Source organism: Streptomyces katrae (assembly GCF_000966975.1).
GTDB classification, from domain to species: domain Bacteria; phylum Actinomycetota; class Actinomycetes; order Streptomycetales; family Streptomycetaceae; genus Streptomyces; species Streptomyces katrae.
In genome coordinates this window covers 1-4,787 of record NZ_JZWV01000007.1, presented here as the reverse complement: position 1 = coordinate 4,787, position 4,787 = coordinate 1, and the positions used below count along the sequence as shown (strand labels likewise).

Annotated in this window: 7 protein-coding genes; 1 reads left to right on the top strand and 6 read right to left on the bottom strand. The window is 74.2% G+C overall.

What is annotated here, in order from left to right; all coding sequences use genetic code 11:
* Positions 1–194 precede the first annotated feature (194 nt).
* The 5 genes from VR44_RS00530 to tsaB are packed head-to-tail and all read right to left on the bottom strand — an operon-like array spanning position 195 to position 3,586.
* Positions 195–848: a hypothetical protein gene (locus VR44_RS00530; RefSeq protein WP_045945317.1), complete on the bottom strand. Its 654-nt coding sequence runs from the start codon at positions 846–848 to the stop codon at positions 195–197.
* Between the two features lie 57 nt (positions 849–905).
* Entirely contained in the window at positions 906–1,166 is a 261-nt protein-coding gene (locus VR44_RS00525) for a hypothetical protein (protein WP_045945316.1), read from the bottom strand.
* Between the two features lie 17 nt (positions 1,167–1,183).
* Positions 1,184–2,320 (bottom strand): tRNA (adenosine(37)-N6)-threonylcarbamoyltransferase complex transferase subunit TsaD, encoded by a 1,137-nt coding sequence (tsaD, locus tag VR44_RS00520; RefSeq protein ID WP_045945315.1) that lies wholly within the window; start codon positions 2,318–2,320, stop codon positions 1,184–1,186.
* Positions 2,313–2,912: a ribosomal protein S18-alanine N-acetyltransferase gene (gene rimI, locus VR44_RS00515; protein WP_045945314.1), complete on the bottom strand. Its 600-nt coding sequence runs from the start codon at positions 2,910–2,912 to the stop codon at positions 2,313–2,315. Before rimI ends, tsaD begins: the two co-directional genes overlap by 8 nt.
* Positions 2,909–3,586 (bottom strand): tRNA (adenosine(37)-N6)-threonylcarbamoyltransferase complex dimerization subunit type 1 TsaB, encoded by a 678-nt coding sequence (tsaB, locus tag VR44_RS00510; protein ID WP_045945313.1) that lies wholly within the window; start codon positions 3,584–3,586, stop codon positions 2,909–2,911. Before tsaB ends, rimI begins: the two co-directional genes overlap by 4 nt.
* Positions 3,587–3,769: 183 nt before the next feature.
* Here tsaB and VR44_RS00505 point away from each other — a divergent pair, with 183 nt between their 5' ends.
* Complete coding sequence (locus VR44_RS00505; RefSeq protein WP_094191333.1) at positions 3,770–4,321, top strand: hypothetical protein; 552 nt, start codon at positions 3,770–3,772, stop codon at positions 4,319–4,321.
* 99 nt (positions 4,322–4,420) lie between these two features.
* Here the strand turns inward: VR44_RS00505 and VR44_RS43695 are convergent, their stop codons facing one another.
* The gene (locus VR44_RS43695; RefSeq protein WP_107072488.1) at positions 4,421–4,603 is read right to left on the bottom strand and encodes a hypothetical protein; all 183 of its coding nucleotides are present in this window, start codon (positions 4,601–4,603) and stop codon (positions 4,421–4,423) included.
* Positions 4,604–4,787 lie beyond the last annotated feature (184 nt).

Genomic DNA, 4,787 nt, shown 5'->3' with positions numbered 1-4,787 from the left:
TCCCCCAGCTACCGCTGGGAGGGGCCCCCAGGCGGGGCTGGTTTTTGACCGGCCCCGGGGGCCAAGGACAGACCCGTCTCACACGCCGACGGAGGCTGGAGTTTGGCCAGCCCCGGTGGCGAAGGGCAGACCTGTCTCACACCCCGGCGGAGGCCGGAGTTCGGCCGGTCCCGGTGACCAAACACAGACCCGTCTCACACGCCGGCGAGGCGGGAGTTCGCCGGGCGGGAGTGGGGCTGGTGGGTGGGCTTCGGGTGTGCCGCGCGGGCGCGGAGGGACCAGCTGTAGTGGGTGGCGGCCTTGGCCAGGCCCAGGAGGGCGGTGATCCACAGGATCAGGCCGAGGCCCATGAAGTACGCGATCCACCCGACCGAGTCCGTGTCCGGCCCGGCGCCCGCCGCCGCGGTGAAGGCCGTCCAGAGGCCGAGGGCGCCCAGGGCCAGTGAGGCCACCAGCCACACCAGGCTCCGGACCGGTGCGCGCAGCCCCGTGTCCGCTCCGGGGCCGCGGTCCGCGACGGCCCAGGCGCACAGGAGCCGGTGCACCCGGCGTTCCTGCCGGGCGCCCCGTACGAAGTGGCGGCCGGCCGGCACCAGCAAGACGGCCCCGAAGAGGCGTTCCGGCCCGGCCGCGGACTCGAAGGTCAGCACGGCCATGCTCAGGAAGGTCCAGCCCACCGCGAAGACCGCCGTCAGCACCCACAGCAGCGCCAGCCGCCCCAGGCCCAGGCTGCGGCGGCTCAGGTCCGCGAGGAAGCGCGCGCGGTCGGCCCGTACGACGGCCTCGTCCAGCCACTCGCGCAGGTGCGCGGGCGGCGGCGGGGGCGGCAGGTCACGGCGGCTAGACATGCGCATGACCCTAGCGGCGCCCCGTGGAGCTTCACCGCAGCGCTCCTCGACCCCCGCTCAGCCGCCGTGCGTGACCTCGACGGATTCGAACCGCCAGCGGTGGACCGCCCGGGTGATCAGGTCCGCCGCGGGCTCCGGCAGCTCGGGCAGTTCCGCCGCCGGGCCGCCCTGGGGGACCTCCCACCAGGTGATCACGAGTACCCGGTCCTGCGCGGCGCGCAGCACCTCGCGGCGCAGCGGCTCCCGGGCCAGGACCTGGGAGCGCGCCCACTCCAGCAGTTCGTTGCCCCGGCCCTCGACGGCCCGGGCCTCCCACATCAGCGCGACGACGGTGTTCACGAGTACAGGTTGTCCTTGCTGAGCTCGTGCACGTGGTCGTGGGAGTGGGAGTGGCCACCGTGGCCGTGCTCGTGGTCGTGGTCGTGGGACGTGCCCGGGACGTGGGGGTCCGTCACCGGGAGGGAGGAGTCCGCCGACAGGTCCCAGTCCGAGGCAGGGCGGTTCCGCTTGACCATCTCCGCGCCCAGGGCCGCGACCATCGCGCCGTTGTCCGTGCACAGCTTGGGCCGCGGTACGCGCAGGATGATCCCCGCGTCGTCGCACCGCTCCTGCGCCAGCGAGCGCAGCCGGGAGTTGGCCGCCACACCGCCGCCGATCATCAGGTGGTCCACGCCCTCGTCCTTGCACGCGCGGATCGCCTTGCGCGTGAGCACGTCCACCACGGCCTCCTGGAAGGAGGCCGCCACGTCGCGCACCGGCACCTCCTCGCCCGCGTTCCGCTTCGCCTCGATCCAGCGGGCCACGGCCGTCTTGAGGCCGGAGAAGGAGAAGTCGTACGCCGGGTCGCGGGAGCCGGTCAGTCCGCGCGGGAAGTTGATGGCGGTGGGGTCGCCCTCCTTGGCCAGCCGGTCGATGACCGGCCCGCCGGGGAAGCCCAGCTGGAGCACGCGGGCGATCTTGTCGAAGGCCTCGCCGGCCGCGTCGTCGATGGTCGCGCCGAGCGGGCGGACATCGCTGGTGATGTCCGGGGCGAGGAGCAGCGAGGAGTGGCCGCCGGAGACCAGCAGGGCCATGGTCGGCTCGGGCAGCGGGCCGTGCTCCAGCTGGTCGACGCAGATGTGGGAGGCGAGGTGGTTGACGCCGTAGAGCGGCTTGCCCAGCGCGTACGCGTAGGCCTTGGCCGCCGAGACGCCGACGAGCAGGGCGCCCGCGAGGCCGGGGCCGGCGGTGACGGCGATGCCGTCGAGGTCGCGGGCGGTCACACCGGCTTCCTTCAGGGCGCGCTCGATGGTCGGGACCATCGCTTCGAGGTGGGCCCGGGAGGCGACCTCGGGCACGACCCCGCCGAAGCGGGCGTGCTCGTCGACGCTGGAGGCGACCGCGTCGGCGAGCAGGGCGGTGCCGCGGACGATGCCGACGCCGGTCTCGTCGCAGGAGGTCTCGATGCCGAGGACGAGCGGTTCGTCAGCCATGGGTCTCACTGCTCTCAGGGTGTTCGGGGGTCTCGGGAGTCTCGGGGTTCTCGGGGGTCGAGGTGGCGGAGGCGGCCGGTTCGGCCGTCCGGGCCGGGTCCGTCAGACGCATCACCAGCGCGTCGACGTTCCCCGGCTGGTAGTAGCCCCGCCGGAAGCCGATCGGCTCGAAGCCGAAGCGCTCGTAGAGCCGCTGGGCGCGGGTGTTGTCGACCCGGACCTCCAGCAGCACCTCCGCGCACTCGAAGTCGGTCGCGGCGCGCAGCAGCTCGGTGAGCAGCCGGGCGCCGAGTCCGGTGCCCCACTGGTCCTTGGCGGCCGCGATGGTCTGCACGTCGCCCAGGTCGCCGGAGGCCGCGAGGCCCGCGTAGCCGACCAGGCGGCCGGAGGAGCCCGCGGCGGAGCCGCTGTCAGGAGGGAGCTCGGCGACGACGTAGCGGCGGCTGGCGTGCGGGCCGCGCGCGTGGGCGAGTTCGGACCAGAACATCCCGGCGGACCAGGCGTCCTCGGGGAAGAGCTCGTGCTCCAGTTCCAGCACCGGTGCGATGTCCCACCAGCGCATCTCGCGGAGCACTGCGGTCGGGGCCGTCACTGCGGGGTGACCACCTTGTAGTTCTTCGGCACCTGGGCGTCGGGGCGGCGCAGGTAGAGCGGGGCCGGCGGGACGCCGTCGGCGTTCTCGAACGGGCCCCCCGCCGCGAGGCGTTCGGCGGCCAGGGCGGCCAGGGCGGCGGCCGACTGGTGCTCGGGGTCGCGGGCGTCGGTGAAGACCTCCGGGTACAGCCGGGCGCCCTGGCCGACCGCCGGGAGGCCGGCGACCTGCTCGGCGATGTCGGCCGGGCGGTCCACGGCGGGCTCTCCGACGCGGGTGCGGGGGTCCTCGTAGCGCGCCCAGTAGACCTCCTTGCGCCGCGCGTCGGTGGCGACGGTGAAGGGGCCTTCGATCCCGGCGGTGCCCGCGGCGTAGGCGAGCCCGTCGAGGGTGCACAGGCCGTGCACGGGGATGCCGAGGACGGAGGCGAAGGTGGAGGCGGTGACCAGGCCGACGCGCAGCCCGGTGTAGGGGCCGGGGCCGACGCCGACGACGATGCCGGTGAGGGCTTCGAGCTTCACCCCGGCCTCGGCGAGGACGCGGTCCACGGAGGGCAGCAGGAGCTCCCCGTGGCGGCGGGCGTCGACCTGGTGGGACTGGGCCAGGACGGACTCCCCGTCGTGCAGGGCGACGGTGACGGCGGGCGTGGCGGTATCTACGGCGAGCAAGAGCACGCGAACAGCCTACGACTCCCCGGCGGCCGGGCCTTGCGGCCGGTCGGAGCGGGGCCCGGCTGCTACCTTTCGACCGGGAGTACGACGTGGCGCCGGAGCGGCTGCGGAGCCGCGGCGCGCGGCGACGCCGGCAGGAACCGGTACGGGAACCAGTACGCGCGGGCGCGGAGAGGTAGGAGCAAGGTGGCAAGCAGCAGCTCGGGAATCGTGGCCGGGCTCACCGCCGCGGCGATCGCCGCGATCGGCTTCCTCGGCTACCAGGCCCATGCGACCGCTCCCGCGAAGCCGGCCGCGCAGGCCCCGGCGAACCCGCAGAACCCGGCTCCGGCGCAGCAGGGCCCGGCGAAGCCGGCGACGCTGCCGGCCGAGTCGGGGAGCGGGCAGCGGGTCGTGTACTCGGTGTCCCAGAAGCGGGTGTGGCTGGTCACGGAGGACGGCAAGGAGCCGAAGACGTTCACGGTGGTGCCGAGCACGGTGCACCCGGCGCCCGGCACCTACCTCGTCAACTCGCGGGCGGGCACGGTCACCGGCTCGGACGGGGTGCCGATCGAGCACGTCGTCCGGTTCGCCAGCAGCACCGAGGGCATCGGCATCGGCTTCAGCGCCCGTGTGGACGGCGCCCTGCCGCAGCCGGACCCGGGGAAGAAGACGGGCGGCATCCGGATGTCGCGCGCGGACGGCGACGCCATGTGGGCCTTCGCGCTGTACAACTCGAAGGTCGTCGTCGTCCCGTAGGGCGAGGGACGCATGCCGCCCTGCCGGGCAGATTTTTCACCCGTACGGAGGACCGCGCGCGGGGTCTCGTAGGCGTCGGGCCGCTTCCCCCTCCGCGCGTCAGGCCGCTTCCGGCTCCGCGGAGGCGGCCTGTTCCGTGTCCGCCGCGCCCTCGGCCTCGGGGTCCGGCGGGCCCGGCTCCGAGCGCGCGGGCGGCGTGGACACCGCGGTGGCGGCCACGCCCGCCGCGAGCAGGGCCCGCATGGACACGACGGGCGCTCGCTCTGCTCCTGCTGCCGACATGGCTGCCTCCTGAGACCCCGGGGCGCTGCACTTAGGTAGACCTAACCAGCGCTCGCCACCATGTCATCACGCGAGCCCGCACCGGCGCAACGTTTTCCCGACGACTTGTCGGTACCCCGTCGGCGGACCGGCCGAAACGGCTAGGTCGTCTCTTTCGGATCTTGCTCCCCCAGCTACCGCTGGG

Coding starts and splice junctions, on each gene's coding strand:
- VR44_RS43695 (WP_107072488.1), bottom strand. CDS start 4,603: ATGTCGGCAGCAGGAGCAGAGCGAGCGCCCGTCGTGTCCATGCGGGCC.
- tsaD (WP_045945315.1), bottom strand. CDS start 2,320: ATGGCTGACGAACCGCTCGTCCTCGGCATCGAGACCTCCTGCGACGAG.
- VR44_RS00525 (WP_045945316.1), bottom strand. CDS start 1,166: ATGTGGGAGGCCCGGGCCGTCGAGGGCCGGGGCAACGAACTGCTGGAG.
- VR44_RS00530 (WP_045945317.1), bottom strand. CDS start 848: ATGTCTAGCCGCCGTGACCTGCCGCCCCCGCCGCCGCCCGCGCACCTG.